Origin of the sequence: Streptomyces venezuelae (genome assembly GCF_008642315.1) — a bacterium.
Classification (GTDB): Bacteria; Actinomycetota; Actinomycetes; order Streptomycetales; family Streptomycetaceae; genus Streptomyces; species Streptomyces venezuelae_D.
Genome location: NZ_CP029192.1, coordinates 2298735 through 2324411, shown reverse-complemented (window position 1 = coordinate 2324411; position 25677 = coordinate 2298735). Strand labels below are relative to the sequence as shown.

Below are 25677 nucleotides of genomic sequence, written 5' to 3'. Positions count from 1 at the left end.
GGGCCCGCACAAGCCTCCGACCTGGCCCTATGCGGGCGGAGGCTCGCCTACGACCCACCACTCGTCGATGTCCGCCTCCTCCAGTTGCTGCAGGAGGTCGTCGACCATCAGGCCCAGTTGAGCCTCCTCCGTCGTGCTGTCCAGCGTCGCGCGATGAGGCCGGGTCGCGTGCCAGTACTCCCGGACGATGGGGTTCTGGAGCATGCCGCGGGCGTACCCGAAGAACTGGTCCCGGGTGAAATTGCCGATGCGGTAGTTGAGCACCATGTTGGTGTACATCGCGTTGGCGTAGAGGTACTGCCGTTGCCGTTTGGCGGAGACGCCCTCTCCGTAGGCGTCGAGGACCTCGGCGAGGTCGGCGTCGTCCATGGCCTTGCTCAGCAACTCCCAGTGCAGCCGCTGCTGGTAGGTCAGATTCGCGTGGCGCTGGGCCCGTGCCGTGCGCTCCAGGTGCGCGAGCCGTGCGTCGAGCGCATCGAAGGAACGTCGCTGCGCGGCCGTGGTGGCGACGGCTCCCGCGGCGATGCCAAGCCCTGCTGTGACGGCGCAGCGCAGCACTTCTGCCGCGTGCATCTTTGTGAACATGTCAACCCCCGATTCGGGCGACCGTCCGCCGGTCGTCGGGTGCGGGTCGACAGGGAGCGGACCGGCGAGCGATGGGCGGTGCGCTTGCCGTCTCCCAGGGTGCCGAGCGGCTCTGATCGGCGGGGAGGCGGAGAGGAGGCGCACGGAAGGAAGCGGTGGTCTGACAACCCGGCGCCGTGCCTAACGTGTGCCCCGCGAGCGCCGCTAACAATCGTTCACTCCGCGGCCCGACCACGCGTGCCTATCCTTGCCCCGTCTTCATCCGTCGTACGGCATCCGTCGCGGTCCGTACCAGCGTCGATACGAGAGGTCCGCGTTGAACAGGCAGCAGATCCCGGTCGTCGTCCTCGCCGGCTTCCTGGGCTCGGGCAAGACGACCCTGCTCAACCATCTGCTGCACCGCAGCGGCGGCAGCCGGATCGGGGCGATCGTCAACGACTTCGGCTTGATCGAGATCGACGCCATGTCCGTCGCCGGTCAGCTCGGCGACTCGACGGTCTCCCTCGGCAACGGCTGTCTGTGCTGCGCCGTGGACGCCAGTGAGCTCGACGAGTACCTGGAGCGGCTCGCCCGGCCCGCCGCGGGCATCGACGTCATCGTCATCGAGGCGAGCGGGCTCGCCGAGCCGCAGGAGCTCGTGAAGATGCTGCTGGCCAGCGAGAACCCGCACATCGTCTACGGGGGACTCGTCGAGGTCGTGGACGCCGCCGAGTTCGACGCCACCCGGGAGCGGCACCCCGAGGTGGACCGGCACCTGGGCATCGCCGACCTCGTCGTGGTGAACAAGGCCGACAGGGTGCCCGGTGCGGAGCGCGAGCGCGTTCTCGAGGCCGTCCGTGGGCTCGCGGGCCGCGCGGCCGTCGTCCCCGCCTCGTACGGCCGCGTCGACGTGGAGCTGTTCTTCGACCGCGCACCCGTGGGGGAGCGCGTGGGGCAGCTCTCTTTCGACGACCTCCGCGAGGACGACCACGGCGACCACCACGACCACGGCGACCACCACGACCACGATGACCGCTGCGAGCACGGCGACCACCTGCACTCCGCCTACGAGAGTCTCGCCTTCACCTCAGAAGTGCCCATGGGGCCGCGTCCCTTGATGGCCCTTCTCGACAGTCGGCCCGAAGGGCTTTACCGCATCAAGGGGTACGTCGATTTCGGTGCCGCCGATCCGCGGAACCGGTACGAGGTCCACGCCGTGGGACGGTTCCTGCGCTTCTACCCGCAGCCCTGGAGCCCCGGCGAGCCGCGGCTGACCCAGCTGGTGCTCATCGGGTCGGGCGTCGACGTACCGGCCCTGGAGAAGGAACTGGAGGCCTGTCGCGAGTACGCCCCACAGGCCGCCGACGAGCGGAGCATGTGGGGCGTACTGCGGTACGTGCAGGAGCCGGACGAGGAAGCCGAAGGCGACCCGGCCGACTTCTAGCCGGCTATACCGGCCCGGCGACCGCCGCCACCGGCTTCTTGAGCGAGACCCCCGAGCCGTCTCGGCGCGGGTCGATCTCCGGCAGCTCCGCCGGGGTGCCGTTGCGCTGTGCCGCGTACGGCGGCGTCGGACCCGCCCAGGCGAAGCTCAGGCAGTCCTCGCCCTTCAGGAACCGCTGGACGCGCACGCCACCCGTGGCGCGCCCCTTGCGCGGGTACTGGTCGAACGGCGTCAGCTTCGCCGTCGTCTGCACCGAGTCGTCCAGCGTGCCGCGCGAGCCCGCCACCGTGAAGACGACCGCGTCCGTCGCCGGATCCACCGCCGCGAAGGAGATGACCTTCGCGCCGTCGGCGAGCTTGACGCCCGTCATGCCACCCGCCGGACGCCCCTGGGGGCGGACCACCGACGCCTGGTAGCGCAGGAGCTGGGCGTCGTCCGTGATGAAGACGAGGTCCTCCTCACCCGTGCGCAGCTCGGCCGCGCCGACGATGCGGTCGCCGTCCTTCAGCGTGATGACCTCCAACTCCTCCTTGTTGGAGGGATAGTCGGGGACCACACGCTTGACGACGCCCTGCTCGGTGCCGAGCGCGAGGCCCGGCGAGGACTCGTCCAGCGTCATCAGGCAGATCAGCTTCTCGTCCTTCTCCAGGGTCAGCAGCTCCGAGACGGGCGCCCCTCCGGAGAGGTTGGGTGCGCTCGCCGTCTCCGGCAGCTGGGGAAGGTCCACTACGGAGAGGCGCAACAGCCGCCCGTCGGACGTGACCGCGCCCACCTCGCCGCGCGCCGTCGCCGGCACCGCGGAGACGATCACGTCGTGCTTCACGCGCTTGGCGCCGCCCTCGTCGAACGGCTCGCCGTGGGCCGTGCGGGCCAGCAGGCCCGTCGAGGAGAGGAGGACCCGGCACGGGTCGTCCGCGACCTGAAGCGAGACCGGTCCCGCGGCGGGGGTGCCGGACGACTCAAGGAGCACCGTGCGCCGGTCGGTGCCGAACTTCTTGGCGACGGCGGCCAGTTCCGTGGAGACCAGCTTGCGCAGCTCGGCGTCCGACTCCAGGATGCCGGTCAGCTCGTCGATCTCGCCGTTGAGCCTGTCGCGCTCGGACTCCAGCTCGATGCGGTCGAACTTGGTCAGGCGGCGCAGCGGCGTGTCGAGGATGTACTGCGTCTGGATGTCGCTGAGCGAGAAGCGCTCGATCAGGCGCTCCTTGGCCTGCGCGGAGTTCTCGCTGGAGCGGATGAGGCGGATGACCTCGTCGATGTCCAGAAGGGCGACCAGGAGGCCCTCCACCAGGTGCAGACGGTCGCGCTTCTTGCCGCGGCGGAACTCGCTGCGGCGGCGCACCACGTTGAACCGGTGGTCGAGATAGACCTCCAGGAGCTCCTTGAGGCCGAGGGTGAGCGGCTGGCCGTCGACCAGCGCCACGTTGTTGATGCCGAAGGACTCCTCCATCGGCGTCAGCTTGTAGAGCTGCTCCAGGACGGCCTCGGGGACGAAGCCGTTCTTGATCTCGATGACCAGGCGCAGGCCGTGCGCGCGGTCGGTGAGGTCCTTGACGTCGGCGATGCCCTGGAGCTTCTTCGAGCCGACCAGGTCCTTGATCTTGGAGATGACCTTCTCGGGGCCGACCGTGAAGGGCAGTTCGGTGACGACGAGGCCCTTGCGGCGCGCCGTCACGTTCTCCACCGACACCGTCGCGCGGGTCTTGAAGGTGCCGCGGCCCGATTCGTACGCGTCCTTGATGCCGCCGAGGCCGACGATGCGGCCGCCCGTGGGCAGGTCCGGGCCCGGCACGTACTTCATCAGGGTCTCGAGGTCCGCCCCCGGGTGCTTGATGAGGTGGCGGGCGGCGGCGATGACCTCGCCGAGGTTGTGCGGCGGCATGTTCGTCGCCATGCCGACCGCGATGCCCGACGCGCCGTTGACCAGGAGGTTCGGGTACGCCGCGGGGAGGGCGGACGGCTCCATCTCCTGGCCGTCGTAGTTCGGCTCGAAGTCGACGGTGTTCTCGTCGATCGACTCCGTCATCAGGGAGGTGGCGTCGGCCATCTTGCACTCGGTGTACCGCATGGCGGCCGGCGGGTCGTCGTTGCCGAGCGAGCCGAAGTTGCCGTGCCCGTCCACCAGGGGGAGGCGCATCGAGAAGGGCTGCGCCATGCGCACCAGCGCGTCGTAGATCGACGCGTCGCCGTGCGGGTGCAACTTACCCATGACCTCGCCGACGACGCGGGCACACTTCACGTAGCCGCGGTCGGGGCGCAGGCCCATCTCGTTCATCTGGTACACGATCCTGCGGTGCACGGGCTTCATGCCGTCGCGGGCGTCCGGCAGGGCACGGGAGTAGATGACCGAATACGCGTACTCGAGGAAGGAGCCCTGCATCTCGTCGACGACGTCGATGTCGAGGATCTTCTCCTCGTACGACTCGTCGGGCTGCGGGGTCTTCGTGCTGCGGCGGGCCATCGCTGCTGCGGCTCCTTCACCAAGCAAGTGCGGGTTCTGACGCCGACCATTGTGGACTGTCCCACTGACAACGCCGACCACGACCCGTGCACCGGCGCTGTCACCCGCGACTACGCCGAGGGCGGAGCGGGAACTTCGTCAGGTGCTGACACGCTTGCATACAGTGGCAGGACTGGCAGCAATTGTTCTGATCCAGCGATGATCCAGCGATCGAAGGGACGTACATGCCCATGGGTCACACGGCCACAGCCGAGGCCGGCTCCGGCGGCCTGAAAGCGACCGAGCACCGGCTGGCCAACGGCCTGCGCGTGGTGCTTTCGGAGGACCACCTGACCCCGGTCGCCGCGGTCTGCCTCTGGTACGACGTCGGCTCCCGCCACGAGGTCAAGGGGCGTACCGGCCTTGCTCACCTCTTCGAGCACCTGATGTTCCAGGGTTCGAAGCAGGTGCACGGCAACGGCCACTTCGAGCTGGTCCAGGGAGCGGGCGGTTCGCTCAACGGCACGACGAGCTTCGAGCGCACCAACTATTTCGAGACCATGCCCGCCCACCAGTTGGAGCTGGCCCTCTGGCTCGAGGCCGACCGGATGGGCTCCCTGCTCACCGCGCTCGACGAAGAGTCGATGGAAAACCAGCGCGACGTCGTCAAGAACGAGCGCCGCCAGCGCTACGACAACGTTCCCTACGGAACCGCGTTCGAGAGGCTCACCGCGCTCTCGTACCCGGAGGGCCACCCCTACCACCACACGCCGATCGGCTCCATGGCCGACCTGGACGCGGCCACCCTGGAGGACGCCCGCGCGTTCTTCCGTACGTACTACGCGCCCAACAACGCGGTCCTCTCCGTCGTCGGCGACATCGATCCGGAGCAGACGCTCGCCTGGGTCGAGAAGTACTTCGGGTCGATTCCCGGCCACGACGGCAAGCAGCCCCCGCGCGACGGCTCGCTGCCCGAGCGCATCGGCAAGGAACTGCGCGAGGTCATCGAGGAGGAGGTCCCGGCCCGCGCCCTGATGGCCGCCTACCGCCTCCCGGAGGACGGCACGCGCGCGTGCGACGCGGCCGACCTCGCCCTCACCGTGCTCGGCAGCGGCGAGTCCTCCCGGCTCTACAACCGGCTCGTCCGCAGGGACCGCACCGCGGTCGCCGCCGGGTTCGGTCTGCTGCGACTCGCCGGGGCGCCCTCGCTCGGCTGGCTCGACGTGAAGACGTCGGGGGACGTCGAGGTGCCCGTCATCGAGGCCGCCGTCGACGAGGAGCTCGCCCGCTTCGCCGCGGAGGGCCCCACCCCGGAGGAGATGGAGCGAGCCCAGGCGCAGCTGGAGCGCGAGTGGCTCGACCGGCTCGGCACGGTCGCGGGCCGCGCCGACGAACTCTGCCGGTACGCGGTCCTGTTCGGCGACCCGCAGCTCGCCCTGACGGCCGTCCAGCGCGTCCTCGACATCACCGCGGAGGAGGTCCAGGAGGCCGCCGCGGCCCGCCTGCGCCCCGACAACCGCGCGGTGCTCGTGTACGAGCCCGTGGAAGGCGCCGACGAGGGTGTCGAGGAAGAAGAGGAGGCGGCGAAGTGACCGAGGCCGCGACGATGCAGTTCCACCCCCAGCCCCAGGCCGGTACGGCCAAGCCCTGGGCCTTCCCGGCCCCCGAGCGCGGCACGCTGCCCAACGGACTCACCGTCCTGCGCTGCAACCGCCCCGGCCAGCAGGTCGTCGCCGTCGAGGTCCACCTCGAAGCGCCCCTGGACGCCGAGCCGGAGGGCCTGGACGGCGTCGCCACCATCATGGCGCGGGCCTTCAACGAGGGCACCGACAAGCACTCCGCCGAGGAGTTCGCCGCCGAGCTCGACCGCTGCGGCGCGACCCTCGACGCACACGCCGACCACCCGGGCGTGCGGGTCTCCCTGGAGGTCCCGGTCTCCCGGCTCCCGAAGGCGCTCGGCCTGCTCGCGGACGCCCTGCAGGCGCCCGCCTTCGCCGACAGCGAGATCGAGCGGCTCGTACGCAACCGCCTGGACGAGATCCCGCACGAGGCCGCCAACCCGGCGCGCCGCGCCGCCAAGGAGCTCTCCCGGCAGCTGTTCCCGCCGACCTCGCGCATGTCGCGTCCGCGCCAGGGCACCGAGGAGACGGTCACGGCCATCGACTCGGCGGCGGTGCGTGCCTTCTACGAGAAGTTCGTCCGCCCCGCAACGGCCACCCTGGTCGTCGTCGGCGACCTCGAGGGCACCGACCTGGACGCCGTCCTCGCGGACACCGTCGGCGCCTGGACCGGCTCCCCGGGCGAGCCGCGCCCGGTGCCGCCGGTGACCGCCGACGACCGCGGGCGCATCGTCATCGTGGACCGCCCCGGAGCGGTTCAGACGCAGCTCCTGATCGGCCGGGTCGGCGCCGACCGGCACGACCGCGTCTGGCCGGCCCAGGTCCTCGGCACGTACTGCCTGGGCGGCACCCTCACCTCGCGCCTGGACCGTGTCCTGCGCGAGGAGAAGGGATACACCTACGGTGTACGGGCGTTCAGCCAGGTCCTGCGTTCGGCCCCGGACGGGACGGGCGCCGCGATGCTCGCCATCAGCGGCTCCGTGGACACCCCGAACACGGGCCCGGCGCTGGACGACCTCTGGAAGGTGCTGCGCACCCTCGCCGCCGAGGGGCTCACCGACGCCGAGCGCGACGTGGCCGTGCAGAACCTGGTGGGCGTGGCCCCCCTCAAGTACGAGATGGCGGCCTCCGTGGCGGCGACGCTCGCCGACCAGGTCGAGCAGAACCTGCCGGACGACTTCCAGGCCCAGCTGTATCGGCAGCTGGCCGCCACGGGCACCGTGGAGGCCACCGCGGCCGTCGTGAACGCCTTCCCGGACGACCGCCTGGTGACGGTCCTGGTGGGGGACGCCGCACAGATCGAGGAGCCCGTCAGGGCCCTCGGGATCGGTGAAGTGAGCGTGGTCACCGGCTGAGTGACGGACAGCCGAGAGGACCCCGGTGACCCGTTTCGGTCACCGGGGTCCTCATATGTCCGGATTCGCATGGCGGTTGCCTGTCTGCCGTGTGGCGTGCGCTACAAAAGTCGCGTTCTGTTTGTCGATTGAATGACGATCCGTTTAGCTTCGATCCGGCTGTCCGTCGCGCAGTACGCCGCACCCGCGGCACCGGGCAGTCATCGCCGAGTCCCCACATGGCGCGAGCCAGGGGAGCCGGGGACCCACACGTCCCTTGGGGTGAATCGGGAACCTTGCCGTGAGGCGAGGGACTCGTAGGAGACCTTCCTGCTCCGAACCCGTCAGCTAACCCGGTAGGCGAGAGGGAAGGAAAGGAACACCCGCCACATGGCGTTCACCCGTGCCACCGGGAAGCACCGTCGTCCGAGCCGTATGACGCGGACCACCGCGAACGTCGCGGGTGTCGCGGCGCTCACCACCACCGGTGTCATCGGAGGCCTCGCCGGCCCCGCGCTCGCCGCCGCCGATGAAGCGGCCGTGGAGCACACCGGTCTCACCCAGGCGATATCCGTCGGCGACTCGCTCGCCGAGAGCATCGACGCGCAGGCCGCCGCGCAGCGCCAGGCCGCCGACGACGCCGCGGCAGCCAAGAAGGCCGAAGAGGCCGCCAAGAAGAAGGCCGCCGAGGAGAAGCGCAAGGCCGAGGCCGAGGCCAAGGCGAAGGCCAAGAAGGAGCGCGAGGCCAAGGAGCGTGCCGCCCGCGAGGCCGAGCGCAAGCGCCTGAACACCTACGTCTCCCCGATCTCCGGCTCGTACGTCTCCACGGGCTACCAGACCGGCGGCGCCATGTGGTCCTCCGGCAGTCACACCGGTGTCGACTTCCACGCCGCGTCCGGCACCTCGGTCCACGCGGTCGGCTCCGGCACCGTCGTCGAGGCCGGCTGGGGCGGTGCCTACGGCAACAACGTGGTCATCAAGATGAACGACGGCACGTACACCCAGTACGGCCACATGTCGTCCCTCGGCGTCACCGTCGGCCAGACGGTCACCCCGGGCCAGCAGATCGGCCTCTCCGGTTCCACCGGCAACTCCAGCGGCCCGCACCTCCACTTCGAGGCCCGCACCGGCGCGGAGTACGGCTCGGACATCGACCCCGTCTCGTACCTGCGCTCGCACGGCGTCAACGTCTGACCGACGCGGCCCCGCAGCACCGCACCGAAAGCCCCGGCTCCTCGTGAGCCGGGGCTTTCGCCGTTCCCGACCGCCGTGTTCTTGGCCAAAAGGCAGTCATGAATTCCGGCGCGCTGTCGGAAATTCCGGTGCCCTGCAATAGAGTCACGGAAAGAGCGTCGGTCGACCGCGTTGCGCGGGGATCAAAGCGGAGGTCCGGTCATGCGCGTTCCCGCGCACTCGGTGTGCACGGCCATTCGGGACGACATAGTCGCCGGTGTGTACGAAAGAGGCGGCAAGCTCACCGAGGACCTCCTCGCGCGGCGCTACGGCGTCTCCCGCGTCCCCGTGCGCGAGGCTCTGCGCACGCTGGAGGCGGAGGGCTTCGTCGTCACCCGCAGGCACGCCGGCGCGTGCGTCGCCGAGCCGACGGAGCAGGAGGCGGCGGACCTCCTGGAGGTCCGGACGCTGCTGGAACCGCTCGCCGCGGCCCGCGCCGCGCAGCGCCGCACGGACGCGCACCTGAAGGTCCTGCGCGGGCTCGTCAGGCTGGGGCAGGAGCGTGCGAGGAGCGGCCTGGGGGAGGATCTGCGCTCCCTGGGCGGCTGGTTCCACGAGACGCTCGCCCAGGCGTCCGGCAGTCCCGGCCTCACGGCGCTGCTCACCCCGCTCCGGCACAAGATCGCCTGGATGTACGTCGTCGATCCCTCGGCGGCGCCGGGCGAGTCCTGGTCCGAGCGCGCGGCGATCGTGGACGCGGTGGCCCGCCGGGACGCGCAACGGGCGAGGGCGCTGACCGCCGCGCACGTCGAGCGGGCGCGTGCATCCCACCGATTGCGTCCCGCGAGTCGGAGCGGCCGTGTCCGGAGCGATCGTGTGAGGGATTCGCAACATGCCGTAAACACGGTGAGTCTCCGCAATTAACGGAGGTGCCGTATATGAAATTCCGACGTTGTGCGCGAATTGTTCGACCTATTCGGGGCCGTACATGCGTCGATGGGGTCACCCGGAATTCCGGGTGACCCCATCGACGTAATGCGAGGAACGTGTCCTAGACCGTCTCCGGAAGCTCCTCGAGCCCCTCGGCGACCAGCTTCGCCAGACGGTCGAGGGCGGCGTCGGCACCCTCGGCGTCGGAGGCGAGCACGATCTCTTCGCCGCCCTGGGCACCCAGGCCGAGCACCGCGAGCATCGAAGCGGCGTTGACCGGGTTGCCGTCGGCCTTGGCGATCGTCACGGGGACGCCGGCGGCCGTGGCCGCGCGGACGAAGATGGAGGCGGGTCGGGCGTGAAGGCCCTCGGCCCAGCCGACGTTGACGCGGCGCTCAGCCATGTGTTGCTGCCCTTCCAGGTGTCTCACACTTGTCTAGACCAGTCTCTCATGCCGTCGCGGGTGCTCTGCCGGACAGAGGTCCCGGGCCCGGCCGCCCTTCGACCTGTCCTAGCCTGCCCCGGCCCGGGCGGCCGCGCGACCCGTACCCTGGCCCCATGCAGACCCCGTCGGATCAGCAGGATCGGCACGACTACCCGTCGCACTGGGAAGCCGATGTGGTGCTGCGCGACGGAGGCACCGCCCGCATCAGGCCCATCACGGCCGAGGACGCGGACCGCCTGGTCAGCTTCTACGAACAGGTCTCGGACGAGTCGAAGTACTACCGCTTCTTCGCGCCCTACCCGCGGCTGTCCGCCAAGGACGTGCACCGCTTCACCCATCACGACCAGGTGGACCGGGTGGGGCTCGCGGCCACCGTCGGCGGCGAGTTCATCGCCACCGTGCGCTACGACCGCATCGACGAACGCGGCATGGCCGCCAGCGCGCCCGCCGACGAGGCCGAGGTCGCCTTCCTCGTGCAGGACGCCCACCAGGGCAGGGGTGTCGCCTCCACGCTCCTCGAACACATCGCGGCCGTCGCCAGGGAGCGCGGCATCCGCCGCTTCGCCGCCGAGGTGCTGCCCGCCAACACCAAGATGATCAAGGTCTTCACGGACGCGGGCTACCAGCAGAAGCGCAGCTTCGAGGACGGCGTCGTCCGCCTGGAGTTCGACCTGGAGCCGACCGACCGCTCGCTCGCCGTGCAGCGCGCCCGTGAACAGCGCGCCGAGGGACGGTCCGTGCAGCGGCTCCTCACACCGGGGTCGGTCGCGGTGATCGGGGTGGGCCGGGCGCCCGGCGGAGTGGGCCGCAGCGTCCTGAACAACCTCCAGGAGTCCGGTTACACCGGGCGCCTGTACGCGGTGAACAGCGCCTTCGGGGACAGTGTCTTCGGAGAGGACGCCTCCGGAGAGGGCGCCTCCGGAGAGGGCGCCCAAAAACGCGCGGACATCGACGGAGTGCCCGCGCACCGCTCCGTGGCGGACATCGAGGAACCCGTGGATCTCGCGGTGATCTCCGTGCCCGCCGACCGCGTCCCGCAGGTCGTCGCCGAGTGCGGGGAGCGCGGAGTGCGTGGCCTCGTCGTGCTGTCCGCCGGGTACGGGGAGAGCGGTGTCGAGGGCCGCGAGCGGCAGCGCGAACTCGTCCGCCAGGCCCGGTCCTACGGCATGCGCATCATCGGCCCGAACGCCTTCGGCGTCATCAACACCTCTCCGGAGACACGGCTCAACGCCTCGCTCGCCCCGCAGTCACCCGCGCGGGGGCGCATCGGCCTGTTCACCCAGTCCGGCGCCATCGGCATCGCCCTGCTGTCCGGACTGCACCGCAGGGGAGCGGGCCTGTCCACCTTCGTCGGATCCGGCAACCGCGCGGACGTGTCCGGCAACGACCTCCTCCAGTACTGGTTCGAGGACCCGGACACCGACGTCACGCTGATGTACCTGGAGACGATCGGCAACCCGCGCAAGTTCACCCGCCTCGCGCGGCGTTCGGCCACCACCAAACCGCTGGTCGTCGTCCAGGGCGCTCGGCACAGCGGCATCACGCCGACCGGCCACGCCGTCCAGGCGACCCGGTTGCCGCACGCCACGGTCTCGGCGCTGCTGCGCCAGGCGGGCGTCATCCGCGTCGACACCGTCACCGAGATGGTCGACGCGGGACTCCTGCTCGCGGGGCAGCCGCTCCCTTCAGGGCCTCGCGTCGCCATCCTCGGCAACTCCGAGTCGCTCGGCCTCCTCACGTACGACGCGTGTGTCGCCGACGGACTGCGGCCGCAGCGGCCGCGCGACCTGACGACTGGGGCCACCCCGGCGGACTTCCGCACCGCGCTCGCCGAGGCCCTGTCGGACGACGGCTGCGACGCGGTGATCGTCAACGCGATCCCGTGGGTGGGGGAGGACGGCGCGACGACCGACCCCGAGACGCTCGCCACGGAGCTGCGGGCGGCGGCGGCCGGGTGCCCGGCGAAGCCGGTGGCCGTGGTGCACGTGGAGCTCGGCGGTCTCGCCGAGGCGCTCGCCGCGGCGACCAGCACGGGACCCGACGCGCCCACCCCGCCGACCGTCAGGGAACCGGAGACGCCGCCCTCCGTGGAGCCCCCGTCCACGGAGGCCCCTCAGCCACCCGCCGTGGAGTCGCCCTCCACGCAAACCCCCGAGCCGCCCCCCTCCGACCAGTACCGCATCCCCGCCTACCCCGCCGCGGAGCGGGCCGTACGTGCCCTCTCCGAAGCCGTCAAGTACGCGCAGTGGCGCCGCGAGGCCGCGGAGCCGGGCCGGGTGCACGAGTACGACGACATCGACGAGAACGGCGCCGCGGGCCGCATCGAGGAGCTGCTCGCCGCGGACGGCGATCCGCGCGGGCTCACCCTCGCCCCGGCCGACGCCCACGAACTGCTCGCGCGGTACGGCATCCCCGTACGGCAAGCGCTTGCCGCGCCCGACCCCGACGCGGCCGCGGAAGCCGCGCGGACCCTGGGCTACCCCGTGGCCCTGAAGACCACCGCCCCGCACCTGCGCCACCGCGCGGACCTCGGCGGGGTGCGCCTCGACCTCGCCGACGAGGAGCAACTGCGACGGGCGTACCAGGAGCTGACGGACGCCTTCGGCAAACCCGCCGAGCTGCGTCCCGTCGTGCAGGGCATGGTGCCGCGCGGGGTCGACACCGTGGTCCGCGCGGTGATCGATCCGGCGGCCGGAGCGGTGCTCTCCTTCGGCCTCGCGGGCGCCGCCTCCGAGCTGCTCGGCGACACCGCCCACCGCCTCGTCCCGGTCACCGACCGGGAGGCGGGCTCCCTGGTTCGATCCATCCGCACCGCGCCGCTCCTGTTCGGCTGGCGCGGCTCGGCGCCCGTCGACACCCCTGCCCTCGAAGAGCTCCTCCAGCGGGTCTCCCGGCTCGTCGACGACCACCCCGAAGTGGTCGGCGTCTCCCTGGAGCCCGTCGTCGTCGCCCAGCGCGGCCTCTCCGTGCTCGACGCCTCCGTACGCCTCGCGCCCCCGCCCGCCCGCGACGACCTGGGCCCGCGCACCCTTCCCGGCTACTGAGGCGCCCGTGGGGCACCGTGCGCCCCGCGCCGGGCCGTAGGATGGACGGCATGGCAAAGACCGGTACGACGACCCAGGGGCTGCGCGCGGCGATCGAGCGCAGCGGCTACTACCCGGCCCTCGTGGCCGAGGCGGTGGAGGCCGCGATCGGCGGCGAGGCCATCGGGTCGTACCTGGTCCACCAGGAGACGACGTTCGACGCCAACGAAGTGCGCCGGCACGTCACCGTCCTCGTCCTCACCGGCACGCGCTTCATCGTCAGCCACACCGACGAGCAGGCCGCGGACAGCACGTCCCCGACGCCGTACGCGACGACCTCCACGGAGTCCGTCAAGATCGGCCGCATCTCCTCGGTCGTGGTCAGCCGCGTCGTCGCCAACCCCGAGAAGTACGTTCCCGGGACGCCGCCCCGCGAGGTCGTCCTGACCATCGGCTGGGGCGCCGTGTCGCGCATCGACCTGGAGCCCGCCGCCTGCGGCGACCCCAACTGCGAGGCCGACCACGGGTACACGGGCAGCTCGACCGCCGACGACCTCAGCCTGCGCGTCAGCGAGGCGGGCGACGGCCCCGACACCGTGCGGCAGACCCTTGCCTTCGCGCAGGCCCTGTCCGAGGCGACCGCGGACAACGCCCGCTGATGTCCCTTCCTTCCTGGGACGACGTACAACCGCTCGCCCTCGACACCGCTCCCGTGCCCGCGTACGGCGCGGGCTCGCTCGCCGACCTGCTGCCCACCCTCGTCGCCCACCAGGGTGTCGACGGCTTCGTGCCGGTCATCCCCGAACTCGCACCGGCCGACCGGAACTGCGTCTTCCTGATCGACGGCCTCGGCTGGGAGCAGCTCAAGGCGCACCCTGCTGAAGCGCCCTTCCTGACGTCGCTGCTGCAGAGCTCGCGCGGCGGCACGGGACAGCCCGTCACCGCGGGCTTCCCCGCCACCACCGCGACCTCGCTCGCCTCGGTCGGCACGGGCCTGCCGCCCGGCGCGCACGGCCTGCCCGGCTACGCGGTCCGTGACCCCGACACCGGCCAGCTCATGAACCAGCTGCGCTGGAACCCGTGGACCGAACCGCATGCCTGGCAGCCGTACCCCACCGTCTTCCAGCGCGCCCACGAAGCGGGCGTGCACACCGCGCAGGTCTCCTCGCCGACCTTCGAGCACACCCCGCTCACCAAGGTCGCGCTGAGCGGCGGCACCTTCCGGGGCAGGGCCTCCGGAGAGGACCGCATGGACCTCGCCGCCAAGCAACTGGCGGCGGGCGACCGTTCGCTGGTCTACACGTACTACGCGGAAGTGGACGGCAAGGGGCACCGCTTCGGCGTCGACTCCGACGCCTGGCGCGGCCAGCTCATGTATGTCGACCGGCTCGTGCAGCGCCTCGCCGAGCAGCTCCCGCCGCGCAGCGCCCTGTACGTCACCGCGGACCACGGCATGATCGACATCCCCTTCGACGACGCGTCCCGCATCGACTTCGACGAGGACTGGGAGCTGCGTGCCGGTGTCGCCCTCCTCGGCGGCGAAGGCCGCGCCCGTCACGTCTACGCGGTGCCGGGCGCCGCGAACGACGTCCTGACGGTGTGGCGCGAAGTGCTCGGTGAGCAATTCTGGGTCGCGGGACGTGACGAGGCGATCAACGCGGGCTGGTTTGGTCCACACATTGATCAACGTGTGTACGACCGGATCGGTGACGTCGTCGCGGCGGCCCACGACGACGTGGCGATCATCGCTTCGGAGCGCGAGCCCAAGGAGTCCGCCCTCGTCGGCATGCACGGCTCCATGACCCCCGTCGAGCAGCTCGTCCCGCTCCTCGAAGTACGCTCCTGACCGGGCTCCGCCCGCCCGCCTCCCCGTCATCCTCGCGCCCGAAAGGTCTCCCCCTCCCCATGCCCGAGCTGGTGTTCTTCTCCGGAACGATGGACTGCGGAAAAAGCACGCTGGCTCTGCAGATCGAGCACAACCGTTCCGCCCGCGGACTCCAGGGGATGATCTTCACGCGGGACGACCGCGCGGGCGAGGGCAAGCTCTCCTCCCGGCTCGGCCTCGTGACCGACGCGATCGAGGCGGCGGACGACTTCGACTTCTACGCCCACCTCGTCGACCACCTCTCGCAGGGCGGCCGCGCGGACTACGTGATCGCGGACGAGGCGCAGTTCCTGGCCCCGGACCAGATCGACCAGCTCGCCAGGGTCGTCGACGATCTCGGTCTCGACGTCTTCGCCTTCGGCATCACCACGGACTTCCGCTCCAAGCTCTTCCCGGGCTCCCAGCGCCTGGTCGAGCTCGCCGACCGCGTCGAGGTGCTCCAGGTCGAGGCCCTCTGCTGGTGTGGCGCGCGGGCCACGCACAACGCACGCACCATAGGGGGCGAAATGGTCGTCGAGGGCGCCCAGGTGGTCGTCGGTGACGTCAACCAGTCGCCGGACGAGGTGGGTTACGAGGTGCTGTGCCGCCGCCACCACCGGCGCAGGACGACGGCGGCGACCGCGCGTGCGGGAGCCCTGTCGCCGGACGTGCTGCCGGTCGACACGGCCGCCGCCCGCGTCTGACTCAGGCGTCCGCCCGTGAGCGTACGACGGTGAAGGCCGCGCCCTCCGGGTCCGCGACGGTCGCCATCCGGCCGTAGGCGGCCTCCCAGGCGGGCCTGATGACGTGGCCGCCGAGCTCGACGACCCGCTCCACCGCCTCGTCCACGTCGGCGACCTCGAAGTGCGTCATCCAGTGCGGCCCCCGGTCGCGCGGCAGCGCCTGGCCGAGGCCGTGCACGGACGCGACCGGCCGGCCGTCCACGTGCAGCGTCACGTAGTCGAAGTCCGCCGAGACGACGGCCTCCACCGTGCAGTCGAAGACGTTCTGGTAGAACTTCACGACGCTGCTCGTCTCCAGCGTCAGGAGCTCGTTCCAGGTGGGTGTGCCGGGCCTGCCGACCATCGCGGTGCCCACGTGCGCCGCCGCCTGCCAGAGTCCGAACACGGCGCCCATCGGGTCCGACGCGATCGCGAGCCGGCCCGCGTCGCCCGCGTCGAGCGGGCCCACGCCGACCGTGCCGCCGCAGTGGCGCACCGCCTCCGCCGTCGCGTCCGCGTCGTCCGTCGCCAGGTAGGTCGTCCAGGCGATGGGCAGGTGGCGGTCGGCGGGCAGCCGGCCGATGCCCGCCACCTCGTGGCCGTCGAGCAGGGCCCGCACGTACGGCCCGAGTTGCTCGGGGCCCGGCCGGAACTCCCACCCGAAGAGTGCCCCGTAGAACTCCTGGGTCGCGGGCAGGTCGCGCGTCATCAGGCTCACCCAGCAGGGCGTACCGGGCCGGTGCCGGCCCGTCCCTCCGCCGTCCTGCCGCACTTTCCCGAAGGGGTCCGACGCGCTCTGTCCCGACGAGCTCTGTTCAGGGGAGACCCCATTCGCCCGCGCCTCGGTCATCGTCACCCTCTCCTCGGCCTCCGTGTCGGCCGCTCGGTTCTCATTCGAATGCGCATGCGACATTCGCGCGGACGTCTCCCGCCCGTGCAGATGCTCGCACCGCCCTGCGCACCGCGCGTCCCGGCCGCGCCGCGCTGTTCGGCTTCCCGCCGTAGATGCCCGATTTATTGCTTCTCATCCGTGAACACGTGATTGCTGAGCGATGTCTGTGCATCGAACAGGGCGTGCATGTTTCCATACGCCCCGTGTTCGGCCGTGTCCGGCGGAGCAGGGTAGCCGGACCTTGGCGGCGCGACTACCCCGTACGCAAGGATGGGGCCATGAATGCCATCATCTCCGCATCCGAACTCGCCAGCGAGCTGGCGGGCGAGAATCCGCCGGTCCTGCTCGACGTCCGCTGGCACCACGCGGGCTCGCTGCGCTCCGCATACGAGGAAGGCCACATTCCGTCGGCCGTGTTCGTCGATCTCGACGCTGACCTGGCCGGTCCCGCCGGTGCGGGGGGTCGGCACCCGCTGCCCGACGTGGACCGCTTCGGCGCCGTGATGCGGGCGGCGGGGGTCGCCCAGGACCGGGACGTCGTCGTGTACGACGGTGGCCAGAACTGGGCGGCGGCACGTCTGTGGTGGATGCTCCGCTGGACGGGTCACGCGTCCGTGCGTGTGCTCGACGGCGGCATCGACCTGTGGACGGGGCCGCTGGAGAAGGGGGCGGGTACGGCTCCTGCCGAGGGCTCCTTCGTACCGGCACCGAACAGCAAGGACCTGCTGGACGCGGACTCCGCCGCGGCCCTGGCCCGCTCCGGCCTGCTCCTGGACGCCCGCGCCGCCGAGCGCTACCGCGGCGAGGTTGAGCCGATCGACAAGGTGGCAGGACATATCCCCGGCGCGGTCTCGGCGCCCACTACGGAGAACGTCGACGCGGACGGCCGCTTCAAGCCCGCCGCCGAGCTCGCGGAGCGTTTCGAGAAGCTGGGCACCGCCGACACCGCGGAGGTCGGCGTCTACTGCGGTTCGGGCGTCTCGGGCGCCCACGAGGTGCTTGCCCTCGCCGTGGCGGGCATCCCCGCCGCGCTGTACGTCGGCTCGTGGTCGGAGTGGTCGGCCGACCCGGCGCGGCCGGTCGCCACGGGTCCGGACCCGCGATAGCGCTTCCGGCATCCGCAAAGGCAGCTCTACGGAGAGGGGGCCCACACCGAACGGTGTGGGCCCCCTCTCCGTAGAGACTGGCTGGTTTGCGGCTACTCCTGCTTCTTGCGGCGCGTGCCGAAGACGATCTCGTCCCAGCTGGGGACGGCCGCGCGTCGGCCCGGTCGCACGCCGTCGGCCTCCGCCTGGCGGTCCGTCGAGCCGACGAGCCGGTCGCGGTGGCTCGCCACCGAACGCGGCATCAGGACGTCCGCGTAGGCGGCACCCGCGCCGGCCGCCGCCGGGGGCTCCTCGGCGTCCGTCTCCTGCTCGGGGTCCTCCGGGACGGGCACGACGGGCGTGACGGTGGGCGGCAGCTCCGCGGTGGCCGCCGAGGGGCGCTCGGGCACCACCATGTCGCCGCGGAAGCTCGGCACCGCCTCCAGGAGGCTGGTCAGGGAGTCGCGTTCCTGCTCGGCGACGGCGGCGCCCGCCCCGAGCCCTTCCTCCGGCGGATCGGCGGGAGGCGCGGGGATGCTCGGGCGGTCCAGCTGACGGTCCAGGGCACGGTCGAGCGGCCGGTCCGCCGGGCGGTCCCTGGGGAGCCTCGCGATGCGCGGCACGAACGGGAAGCTGGGCTCGGGCGCGGCGATGTCGTCCGTCTCGCCGATCAGCGAACGCGCCTCCTCGTCCACGGCCTGGACGAGCCGCCGGGGCGGGTCGTACGTCCAGCACGCGGAGTGCGGCTCGGTCGCGACGCGGTAGACGAGCAGGACCTCCCAGGTGCCGTCGTCACGGCGCCAGGAGTCCCACTGGACGGTGTCCTTGTCGGCGCCCCGCAGCAGCAGCCGTTCCTGGACGGCCTCGCCGAGCTGGGGCCCGGTGTTCTCGCCGGGACGGCGTACGGGAGTCTTCCTGGCGCGCTCCGCCATGAAGGCGCGCTCGGCGAGCACGGGTCCTTCGAAGCGGCGGACGCGATCGACGGGGATGCCAGCGAGCTGGGCCACTTCTTCCGCGCTGGCGCCGGCACGTATCCGCGCCTGGATGTCGCGGGGGCGGAGGTGGCTCTCCACCTCGATCTCGATCTGGCCGAGTCGGGGCCTGTCGCCGCGGACGGCCGCACGCAGCCGCTCGTCGATCGGAAGCGTGTACTCCGTGCTGTCCGCAGCCTTCAGCACCAGCCGTGTGCCGTCGTTGCTGACGGCCACGACACGCAGTTCGGGCATGGGGACCTCCCGGGTGGTGCCTGCCGACGTCACGTGCGTCGCTGCTTCCGCTAGTCGAGTGTGGCCTGCCCGGGTGCAGCCTGCCACAACCTTGCCGAGTTGCCCGGCGTGTCGGGCAGGGGCCCTGGATCGCCGTTATGGCACGGTTACCTATTCGCAACGCTAAGTGACGACCTTCGTCACCCTGTGCAGCGAGCCCCCCACCCGGCGGTCCTGCAAGGCCCCGGGCACCCTGGCGGGAGACCGGACCCAGGGCTCGCAACAGTACTCCATTCGGGCCACGCGGGTGGACCGCCGCGCCGCCGAACTTCTCATGGAGGACGGGAGTTGATGCCCGCCCCTGCGCTGCGCCGTTCGTGCGCGGGTGGCGCACTTCACGGAATCGACAGAAACGGAACTAATCACTTCGCCCATACGTCCCTGTCTCGTGTAGTCAGTCGAGAAAGGCAGGCAAGGGTCGGAGATGCGTGAAAAGCCGGATTCCGGCAAGGAGTCGAAGGACCAGGGGGAGCCGGAGGAGAAGCGGCGCCTCGATCTGAGTGTGCCGCAGGTGGCGGGGAGCGCCATCGCCGCGGTGGTGGCGGCGAAGCTCGCCTCGAACCTCGGTGTCTACGGGACGATCCTCGGCGCCGGTGTCGTGAGCGCGATCGCGACCTGCGGCGGCACCGTCTTCCAGCATTTCTTCAGGCGTACGGGCGAGCAGATACGTGACGTCACCGTGCAGGCCAAGCCGAGGGCGCGGCAGGTTCCGGTGACGGCCGCGGCGCAGGTGCCCGAGACATTCAGGACCTCCGCCAGAACATCCGCCTACCCGGGGGCCCTCGGCGCGACGGGGCCGGTGACCACGACGTGGGGAAGGCCGGAGGCGGCCGCCCCCGGCACCGACGCCGACGCGACAGCGCTGCTGCCCACGGCCGGGGACACGGACCCCTCGGCGGACCCCACCACGGTCCTGCCCGCCGCGGGCACGGCACCGTCGACGGTGCCGTCGGTGCCGCACCCCGCGGGCGACGCGGACGCCACGACGCTGCTGCCCGCCGCGGGAGCCGGTGCCGACGCCGAGAGGACGCAACTCCTCGGTGCGGTCGACGCCACACAGGCGCTGCCGCAGGACGACGCCACGCGCGTGCTGCGCACCACGGGCCCCGCCCCGGCGCCGGCGGCGACGACCGCCTTCGAACCGGCGCTCCCGTCGGAGGAGTTCACCGAGGGCACCACGCACCGTTCGCAGGTCCGCAGCTGGAAGCGGCCGTTGATCGCCGCGGCCGTCGTCTTCGGTGTCGCCATGGCGGGCATCACCACGTACGAGCTGGTCTCCGGCAAGGACCTGAGCGGCGGCGAGGGCACCACGATCAGCAACGGCGTCTCCGGGCACAACTCCTCCCCGAGGAAGCAGCCCCCGCCCATCGACGAGCCCTCCGGGGAGCCTTCGGACGGCGGCACGTCGGGCACGGGTGACGGCTCCCAGGAGGGCGGCGACAACGCGTCGCAGGACCCCAACGGGACCGGCGGCGACAGCTCGGGCAACGGCACGGGCAACGACAACGGCAGCGGCACCGACTCCGGTTCGAAGGACGACACCGGAAACGGCACCGGCACGGACCCGGACAAGGACAAGGACAAGGGCGACGGCTCCGACTCCGGGGACGACGGATCCAAGACGGACCCGACGCCGACGCCCAAGCCCACCCCGACGCCCACGCCCTCGAAGGGCTCGGGCACCGGCGGCGAACCCCAGCAGGGCGGAACGCCCACTCCGTAGAGGCGGGTCGGCGCCGACAGGGGGTCAGGCGCCGAGGACCCGGCGCAGGTAGTCGTTGCCGAACATGCGGTCCGGGTCGAGGCGGTCGCGCAGGGCGGTGAACTCGTCGAAGCGGGGGTACTTCTCGGAGAAGTACGCCGCGTCGCGCGTGTGCATCTTGCCCCAGTGCGGCCGCCCCTCGTGCGCGGTGAAGATCCGCTCCGCGGCCGCGAAGTACGCCTGGTACGGAGTGCCCCGGTACATGTGTACGGCGATGTACGCGGTCTCCCGGCCCGAAGCCGTGGAGAGCGTGATGTCGTCCGCGGGCGCCGTGCGGACCTCCACGGGGAAGCTGATCCGCAGCCGCGAGCGGTCCACCATCGCCTTCAGCTCACGCAGGGCCGGCACGAGGGCCTCGCGCGGAACGGCGTACTCCATCTCCATGAACCGCACCCGGCGCGGGCTGGTGAAGACCTTGTAGGGGATGTCCGTGTACGTCCGCGCGGAGAGCGCCTTGCTGGAGATCTTGGCGATGCCGGGGATGGTGGCGGGGAAGGCCCGGCCCACGGAATTGACCACCTGGAAGAGGCCGTTGGAGAGCAGCTCGTCCTCCACGAAGGCACTGACCTTGCCGGGCGGCGCCGCGGGGCCGGGGCTGCGGTTGTTGCGCTTGGTGTTGCAGTTCCCCGTGTGCGGGAACCAGTAGAACTCGAAGTGCTCGTTCTCGGTGACCAGTGCGTCGAAGTCGTCGGTGACCTTGTCGAAGGTCATCGGTTCCTCACGGGCCGTCAGGAAGAAGACCGGCTCGACGGCGAAGGTGATCGCGGTGATCACGCCGAGCGCGCCGAGTCCGACGCGTGCGGCGGCGAAGACGTCTGGGTTCTCGTCGGCCGAGCAGGTGAGGACCGAGCCGTCCGCGGTGACCAGTTCGAGGCCCACGATCTGGGCGGCGACGGAGGCCGAGTCGCGGCCCGTGCCGTGCGTGCCGGTGCTGACGGCTCCGGAGACGGTCTGCTCCATGATGTCGCCCATGTTCGTGAGCGACAGGCCTTCCCGGGCGAGCGCCGCGTTCAGGCGCTTCAGCGGGGTGCCTGCCTCCACGGTGACCGTACCCGCGGCGCGGTCGACGGCGCGGATGCCGGTCAGCAGATCGGGGCGTATCAGGAGGCCGTCGGTCGAGGCGACCGGCGTGAAGGAGTGCCCGGTGCCGACGGGCTTGGCCTTGAGGCCGTCCTCCTTGGCCCGGCGCAGGGCGGCCGCCAGTTCGTCGACCGAGGCCGGGGTGGTCTCCCGGGCCGGCCGTGCGGTGACGTTGCCCGCCCAGTTACGCCACGTCGCTGTGCTCTTCCCGCTGCCCGTGCCCGTGCTCATGGGACCCTCCCCGTTGCGGAACCGGCCGCTTCAGCCGGCGATACCCCAGGAATCCGACCGCGGCCGCGACGGCTCCGGAGATCCCCGGTACCCCGTACCCGGCCCCCGACCCCGCGGCGTCGATGACCCAGCCGGCCGCGGAGGAGCCGAGCGCGACGCCGACCGCGAGTCCCGTGCTCACCCACGTCATGCCTTCGGTCAGTTTCGCGCGTGGTACGTGCTGCTCGACGAGGGCCATCGTCGTGATCATCGTCGGCGCGATGGAGAGGCCCGCCACGAACAGCGCCACGGCCAGAAACAGCAGGTTCCCGACCAGTTGCAGCGGGATCATACTCACGGCCATCGCACAGACACCCAGCAGCCACCTGGGGGCGGGCGCCCCCTTGAAGTGCACGAGCCCGAAGGCCGCGCCGGCCACACAGGAGCCGAGCGCGTAGACGGCGAGGACCAGGCTCGCCGCGGACTTGTGGCCCTGGTCCTCCGCGTACGCCACGGTCACCACGTCGATCGACCCGAAGATCGCGCCGGTCGCGACGAACGTGGCGACCAGCACCTGGAGGCCCCCGCTGCGGAGCGCCGACTCCTTGGTGTGGTGCTCGCGCGGGTGCGGCACCGGTTCGGTGTCCCGCTGCGCCGTCAGCCAGAAGACGCCGACGGCGAGGAAGGCGCCCGCGAGCAGCGGCCCGGCCTCGGGGAACCACACCGTGGAGAGCCCGATCGAGATGATCGGCCCGAAGATGAAGCAGACCTCGTCCACCACCGACTCGAAGGAGTACGCGGTGTGGAGCTGCGGGGTGCCGCGGTACAGGACGGCCCAGCGCGCCCGGATCATCGAGCCCACGCTCGGCACGCAGCCGACCAGCGCGGCGAAGACGAACAGCGTCCAGTCGGCCGTCTCGAACTTCGCGCAGAGCAGCAGCCCCGCGACCGCGGCCAGGGACACGAGCGTCGCGGGGCGCAGCACCCGGCGCTGGCCGTAGCGGTCGACGAGCCGGGAGATCTGCGGCCCGATCGCGGCCGCGGAGAGCGCCACGGTCGCCGACAGGGCGCCCGCGAGGCCGTACCTCCCGGTCAGCTGGGACACCATGGTCACGATGCCGATGCCCATCATCGACAGCGGCATGCGGCCGAGGAATCCGGCGGTGGAGAACGCCTTGGTGCCGGGGGCGGCGAAGATGGCGCGGTAGGGGCTTGGCACGTGGACTCCGCTGAAACGCCGGGGCGGATCCCGCGAGGAGGGGCCCCGGTAAGGCATGAAGATGGCCGATACAGCTTACGGCTCCCGCGGGGCCGGGCGCACCGTGATTCTTCCGGTCGGCGGAGGCCGTTTTCCGCATGTCAGTGGCGGGTGGCAGGATCGGATGCATGTCCGATGCGCTGGATCCCACTCCGTATGACGCCCTGCTGCTGCTCTCGTTCGGCGGCCCCGAAGGCCCGGACGACGTCGTCCCGTTCCTGGAGAACGTGACACGCGGGCGCGGCATCCCCAAGGAGCGGCTCAAGGAGGTGGGGCAGCACTACTTCCTGTTCGGCGGGGTCAGCCCCATCAACGACCAGAACCGCGCCCTGCTCGACGCCCTGCGCAAGGACTTCGCGGAGCACGGCCTGGACCTGCCGGTCTACTGGGGCAACCGCAACTGGGCGCCCTACCTGACCGACACCCTGCGCGAGATGGTCACCGACGGCCACCGCCGCATCCTCACCCTCGCCACCAGTGCGTACGCCTCGTACTCGGGCTGCCGTCAGTACCGCGAGAACCTCGCCGACTCCCTCGCCGTCCTGGAGTCCGAGGGCCTTGAGCTGCCGAAGGTCGACAAGCTCAGGCATTACTTCAACCACCCCGGCTTCGTACGTCCCATGATCGACGGAGTCCTGAAGTCCCTGGCCGACCTCCCCGACGACGTCCGGGAAGGCGCGCACCTCGCGTTCACCACGCACTCGATCCCGAACGCGGCGGCGGACACCTCCGGCCCCGTCGAGGACCACGGCGACGGCGGTGCGTACGTCAAGGAGCACCTCGACGTGGCCCGCCTCATCGCCGACGTCGTCCACGAGGAGACCGGCACCGAGCACCCCTGGCAGCTCGTCTACCAGTCCCGCAGCGGCGCCCCCCACATCCCGTGGCTGGAGCCCGACATCTGCGACCACCTGGAGGAGCGGCACGGCGCCGGGGTCCCGGCCGTGGTCATGGTCCCCATCGGCTTCGTGTCGGACCACATGGAGGTCCTGTACGACCTGGACACCGAGGCCGAGGCCAAGGCGGCGGAGCTCGGTCTCCCGGTCCGGCGCTCGGCGACGGTCGGGGCCGACCCGCGCTTCGCCGCCGCGATCCGGGACCTGGTCCTGGAGCGTGCCGCCGCCGAGAGCGGCACGCCCGTGAACCCCTGCGCCCTGGGCTCCCTCGGCGCGAGCCACGACCTCTGCCCGGTCGGCTGCTGCCCCGCCCGCACCCCGAAGCCCGCCGCCGCGGGCGCCGACAGCCCGTACGCGTAAGGACCCTCCCGTGACCGACGTGACCGACGTGAACGAATCGGCCGACCCGACCGGCCTCAAGGCCGAACTCCTCGCCGTCGCCCTGGAGGCCGCACACCGCGCGGGAACCTTCCTGCGCGACGGACGCCCCGACGACCTCGGCGTGGCCGCCACCAAGTCCAGCGCCGTCGACGTCGTCACGGAGATGGACATCGCCTCCGAGAAGCTGATCACCGACTTCCTCGCGGAGCGCAGGCCCGCCGACGGCGTCCTCGGCGAAGAGGGCGCCAGCTCCGAGGGGACCAGCGGCGTCCAGTGGGTCGTCGACCCCATCGACGGCACCGTCAACTACCTCTACGGCCGCCCCGACTGGTCCGTGTCCATCGCCGCCCGCAAGGACGGCGAGACACTCGTCGGGGTCGTCCACGCCCCGATGCGCGGCGAGACGTACCGCGCGGTCCTCGGCGAGGGCGCCCACGTCAACGACCTGCCCGCGCGCGTGCGCCCCGCCCCCTCACTCGACCAGGCCCTGGTCGGCACCGGCTTCGGGTACATCGCCGAGCGCCGCGCCCAGCAGGCCGAGGTGGCCCGCCACCTGATCCCGCGGGTCCGCGACATCCGGCGCGCCGGATCGGCCGCCATCGACCTGTGCGACGTCGCTGTGGGCCGGCTCGACGCGTACTACGAGCGGGGGCTCAACCCGTGGGACTTCGCGGCGGGCGACCTCGTCGCGCGGGAAGCGGGCGCCCTGACCGGTGGCCGCCCCGGAGAGCCCCTTTCGAGCGAGTTGAGCGTCGCCGCCCCGCCCGTCCTCTTCGAGACGCTCCAGGGCCTCCTGGAGGACCTCGGCGCCTGGCACGACTGAGAGGTCCGCGCCCGCGTGGGCGGACCGGAGCACCCACGTCCGGGCAGACGGAAGGGCCCCGACACCTCATGCAGGTGTCGGGGCCCTTCCGTTCAGATGTGCGGGGCTCGGTCAGGCGTGGAGTGCGCCCACCTCGACGCCGTGCTCTGCGGCCAGGCGGTGGAGATCTTCCAGCTCCGCCAGCTCGACCTCGGCAAGGAAGTCGTCTCCCGTCTCACGGGCCATCGTGAGGTCGGACTCCGTGGCCTTTATGCGCTGCAGAAGACCTGCGGTGAATGCGTCCATGGTTGCGCCCCCTCGGCTGGGTCGTGGGTCGATGGCACGGGGGTGTGCCCTCAAAGAAGGGGCGATCACGTCTCAAGCCGCTCTGGGAAAGCGGTTCGTGGCGCGCCACATACAAAGCGTGATCGCGGGTGTAAGGCCGTCCTCCCCTGGCTCCCTTCCGCAGAAACCTCAACCGCCCGAGA

At 71.4% G+C, this 25677-nt stretch carries 21 protein-coding genes and 1 riboswitch; of the genes, 13 read left to right on the top strand and 8 right to left on the bottom strand.

Annotated elements, in window-relative coordinates; genetic code table 11:
• Positions 1-27: 27 nt before the first annotated feature.
• Positions 28-573: a DUF6082 family protein gene (locus tag DEJ48_RS09670; RefSeq protein ID WP_223831983.1), complete on the bottom strand. Its 546-nt coding sequence runs from the start codon at positions 571-573 to the stop codon at positions 28-30.
• Between the two features lie 328 nt (positions 574-901).
• On the opposite strand from DEJ48_RS09670, the gene DEJ48_RS09665 reads away from it, so the two are divergent.
• Positions 902-2008, top strand: a complete 1107-nt coding sequence (locus DEJ48_RS09665; protein WP_150215761.1) for a CobW family GTP-binding protein — start codon at positions 902-904, stop codon at positions 2006-2008.
• A gap of 4 nt (positions 2009-2012) precedes the next feature.
• On the opposite strand, the gene DEJ48_RS09660 is transcribed toward DEJ48_RS09665, so the two are convergent.
• Complete coding sequence (locus tag DEJ48_RS09660; protein WP_150215760.1) at positions 2013-4469, bottom strand: DNA topoisomerase (ATP-hydrolyzing) subunit A; 2457 nt, start codon at positions 4467-4469, stop codon at positions 2013-2015.
• A gap of 224 nt (positions 4470-4693) precedes the next feature.
• Here DEJ48_RS09660 and DEJ48_RS09655 point away from each other — a divergent pair, with 224 nt between their 5' ends.
• The 4 genes from DEJ48_RS09655 (at position 4694) to DEJ48_RS09640 (ending at position 9498) form a co-directional block, all read left to right on the top strand.
• Positions 4694-6040 carry a M16 family metallopeptidase gene (locus tag DEJ48_RS09655; protein ID WP_150215759.1) on the top strand — a complete coding sequence of 449 codons (1347 nt, stop codon included), beginning with the start codon at positions 4694-4696 and terminating at the stop codon, positions 6038-6040.
• Positions 6037-7422: a M16 family metallopeptidase gene (locus DEJ48_RS09650; RefSeq protein WP_150215758.1), complete on the top strand. Its 1386-nt coding sequence runs from the start codon at positions 6037-6039 to the stop codon at positions 7420-7422. The genes DEJ48_RS09655 and DEJ48_RS09650 overlap by 4 nt, the downstream gene beginning before the upstream one ends.
• Positions 7423-7616: 194 nt before the next feature.
• Positions 7617-7779, top strand: a riboswitch (cyclic di-AMP (ydaO/yuaA leader).
• Between the two features lie 12 nt (positions 7780-7791).
• On the top strand, positions 7792-8595 hold the full coding sequence (locus DEJ48_RS09645; protein WP_150215757.1) for a M23 family metallopeptidase: 804 nt from the start codon (positions 7792-7794) through the stop codon (positions 8593-8595).
• A gap of 201 nt (positions 8596-8796) precedes the next feature.
• On the top strand, positions 8797-9498 hold the full coding sequence (locus tag DEJ48_RS09640) for a GntR family transcriptional regulator (RefSeq protein ID WP_150215756.1): 702 nt from the start codon (positions 8797-8799) through the stop codon (positions 9496-9498).
• Positions 9499-9625: 127 nt separating this feature from the next.
• Here DEJ48_RS09640 and DEJ48_RS09635 read toward each other — a convergent pair whose 3' ends face one another.
• Positions 9626-9907, bottom strand: coding sequence for an HPr family phosphocarrier protein (locus DEJ48_RS09635; protein ID WP_030021209.1), 282 nt, complete (start codon positions 9905-9907; stop codon positions 9626-9628).
• Positions 9908-10062: 155 nt separating this feature from the next.
• On the opposite strand from DEJ48_RS09635, the gene DEJ48_RS09625 reads away from it, so the two are divergent.
• From DEJ48_RS09625 to DEJ48_RS09610, 4 genes are read left to right on the top strand one after another with little or no spacing between them, the layout of a single operon-like run.
• The gene (locus tag DEJ48_RS09625; protein WP_150215755.1) at positions 10063-12993 is read left to right on the top strand and encodes a bifunctional GNAT family N-acetyltransferase/acetate--CoA ligase family protein; all 2931 of its coding nucleotides are present in this window, start codon (positions 10063-10065) and stop codon (positions 12991-12993) included.
• A 50-nt stretch (positions 12994-13043) separates the two neighbouring features.
• Positions 13044-13631 carry a DUF5998 family protein gene (locus DEJ48_RS09620; protein WP_055569569.1) on the top strand — a complete coding sequence of 196 codons (588 nt, stop codon included), beginning with the start codon at positions 13044-13046 and terminating at the stop codon, positions 13629-13631.
• Positions 13631-14818, top strand: a complete 1188-nt coding sequence (locus DEJ48_RS09615; RefSeq protein ID WP_150215754.1) for an alkaline phosphatase family protein — start codon at positions 13631-13633, stop codon at positions 14816-14818. The genes DEJ48_RS09620 and DEJ48_RS09615 overlap by 1 nt, the downstream gene beginning before the upstream one ends.
• 59 nt (positions 14819-14877) lie before the next feature.
• Complete coding sequence (locus DEJ48_RS09610; RefSeq protein WP_150173108.1) at positions 14878-15540, top strand: thymidine kinase; 663 nt, start codon at positions 14878-14880, stop codon at positions 15538-15540.
• Position 15541: 1 nt separating this feature from the next.
• Here DEJ48_RS09610 and DEJ48_RS09605 read toward each other — a convergent pair whose 3' ends face one another.
• Positions 15542-16267, bottom strand: a complete 726-nt coding sequence (locus DEJ48_RS09605) for a VOC family protein (protein WP_150221087.1) — start codon at positions 16265-16267, stop codon at positions 15542-15544.
• Positions 16268-16728: 461 nt separating this feature from the next.
• Between DEJ48_RS09605 and DEJ48_RS09600 the strand changes: the two genes are divergently transcribed.
• Positions 16729-17556: a sulfurtransferase gene (locus DEJ48_RS09600; RefSeq protein ID WP_150215753.1), complete on the top strand. Its 828-nt coding sequence runs from the start codon at positions 16729-16731 to the stop codon at positions 17554-17556.
• A gap of 92 nt (positions 17557-17648) precedes the next feature.
• Here the strand turns inward: DEJ48_RS09600 and sepH are convergent, their stop codons facing one another.
• Positions 17649-18761 carry a septation protein SepH gene (gene sepH, locus DEJ48_RS09595; protein ID WP_150215752.1) on the bottom strand — a complete coding sequence of 371 codons (1113 nt, stop codon included), beginning with the start codon at positions 18759-18761 and terminating at the stop codon, positions 17649-17651.
• 463 nt (positions 18762-19224) lie between these two features.
• On the opposite strand from sepH, the gene DEJ48_RS09590 reads away from it, so the two are divergent.
• Positions 19225-20523 carry a hypothetical protein gene (locus DEJ48_RS09590; protein WP_150215751.1) on the top strand — a complete coding sequence of 433 codons (1299 nt, stop codon included), beginning with the start codon at positions 19225-19227 and terminating at the stop codon, positions 20521-20523.
• A gap of 24 nt (positions 20524-20547) precedes the next feature.
• Here DEJ48_RS09590 and DEJ48_RS09585 read toward each other — a convergent pair whose 3' ends face one another.
• Both DEJ48_RS09585 and DEJ48_RS09580 read right to left on the bottom strand, forming a co-directional pair.
• A complete protein-coding gene (locus DEJ48_RS09585) occupies positions 20548-21873 on the bottom strand; it encodes a D-arabinono-1,4-lactone oxidase (protein WP_150215750.1) in 1326 nt (441 codons plus the stop codon).
• Complete coding sequence (locus DEJ48_RS09580; protein WP_150215749.1) at positions 21827-23071, bottom strand: MFS transporter; 1245 nt, start codon at positions 23069-23071, stop codon at positions 21827-21829. The genes DEJ48_RS09585 and DEJ48_RS09580 overlap by 47 nt, the downstream gene beginning before the upstream one ends.
• Before the next feature lie 167 nt (positions 23072-23238).
• Here DEJ48_RS09580 and DEJ48_RS09575 point away from each other — a divergent pair, with 167 nt between their 5' ends.
• Together DEJ48_RS09575 and DEJ48_RS09570 are read left to right on the top strand one after the other, a co-directional pair.
• Positions 23239-24366 (top strand): ferrochelatase, encoded by a 1128-nt coding sequence (locus DEJ48_RS09575; protein WP_150215748.1) that lies wholly within the window; start codon positions 23239-23241, stop codon positions 24364-24366.
• Positions 24367-24376: 10 nt separating this feature from the next.
• On the top strand, positions 24377-25210 hold the full coding sequence (locus DEJ48_RS09570; protein ID WP_223831982.1) for an inositol monophosphatase family protein: 834 nt from the start codon (positions 24377-24379) through the stop codon (positions 25208-25210).
• A 111-nt stretch (positions 25211-25321) separates the two neighbouring features.
• Here the strand turns inward: DEJ48_RS09570 and DEJ48_RS39660 are convergent, their stop codons facing one another.
• Positions 25322-25495, bottom strand: a complete 174-nt coding sequence (locus tag DEJ48_RS39660; RefSeq protein WP_190537298.1) for a hypothetical protein — start codon at positions 25493-25495, stop codon at positions 25322-25324.
• Positions 25496-25677 lie beyond the last annotated feature (182 nt).